The sequence below is a fragment of the Corallococcus sp. 4LFB genome (assembly GCF_046520365.1).
In the GTDB taxonomy this organism is placed as follows: Bacteria; Myxococcota; Myxococcia; order Myxococcales; family Myxococcaceae; genus Corallococcus; species Corallococcus caeni.
Genome location: NZ_JBKGHJ010001007.1, coordinates 1 through 1318 on the forward strand (window position 1 = coordinate 1; position 1318 = coordinate 1318).

1 protein-coding gene is annotated in these 1318 nt (G+C 68.6%); it reads right to left on the minus strand.

Annotation, left to right across the window (positions count from 1 at the left end; all coding sequences use genetic code 11):
* The coding region (locus tag ACLEQD_RS43575) for a condensation domain-containing protein (RefSeq protein WP_410391819.1) at window positions 1-1318 on the minus strand (1318 nt) is incomplete at both ends.

Consider the following 1318-nt stretch of genomic DNA (forward strand, 5'->3'; position numbering starts at 1 on the left):
TCCGCGTCCTTCGCGATGCCCTCCAGCAGCATCCCGAAGTGGCTCAGCATCCGCTCGGCCGTCTTCGCGTCGTAGAGGTCCGTGTTGTATTCGAGCGTCGCCGCCAGCCCCTGGCCCGTCTCCGCCATCGCCATCGTCAGATCGAACTTCGCCGTCGCCGCGTCTGTCTCCACCGCGCGCAGCGTCAGCCCTTCGCTCGGCCTCGCTTCGCGCGCCTGCGTCGGCGTGTTCCGCAGCAGGAAGCTCACCTGGAAAAGCGGTGAGCGGCTCAGGTCACGTTCTGGCTTGAGCTCCTCCACCAGCTTCTCGAACGGCACCTCCTGGTGCGCGTACGCCCCCAGCGTCGTCTCCTTCACCTGCCGCAGCACCTGCCGGAAGGACGCACTGCCTTCCAGCTTCGTGCGCATCACCAGCGTGTTGACGAAGAAGCCGATGAGCCCTTCGAGCTCCGTGCGGTTACGGCCCGCGATGGACGTGCCCACACTGACGTCCTGCTGCCCGCTGTAGCGCGCGAGCAGCACCTGCCACGCCGCGAGCAGCACCATGAAGGACGTCGCGCCTTCCTGGCGCCCCAGGGTCGACAGCGCTTCGCCCAGGGCCTTCGGCAACAGCAGTGACGCATTCGCGCCGTGGAAGCGCTGCACCGCAGGACGCGGCCGATCCGTCGGCAGCTCCAGCGCGTGCGGTGCGCCCTCCAGTTGCTGGCGCCACCACGCGAGCTGGCCTTCCAGCACCTCGCCTTGCAGCCAGCCTCGCTGCCACGCCGCGTAGTCCGCGTACTGCACCGGCAGCTCCGGCAACGGCGACTCACGGCCTTCCACGTATGCGCCGTAGAGCGCGGCCACTTCGCGCACCAGCACGTCCATCGACCAGCCGTCCGACACGATGTGGTGCATCACCAGCACCAGCACGTGTTCCGTCTCCGACAGCCGCAGCAGCGTTGCGCGGAACAGCGGACCCTGGCTCAGGTCGAACGCGCGCAGGGACTCGGCCTTCGCCAGGGCTCGGACCTCGGATTCACGCTGTGCTTCCGGCAGGCCCTCCAGTGAAGTGAGGGTCCATGCCATTTCACCGGGCGGCGACACCACCTGGAGGGGCTGACCCTCCTGGACCTGGAACGTCGTGCGCAGCGCTTCGTGACGGCGCACCAGCTCCGTGAAGGTGCGGCGCAGGGCCTCGACGTCCAACGTGCCGGTGAGACGCACCGCGGCCGGCAGGTTGTACGAGGCGCTTCCCGGCTGGAGTTGATCGAGCAGCCACAAGCGCTGCTGCGCGAAGGACAACGGCGCCTGACCCGTGCGAGCCGTGGCCACGAGCT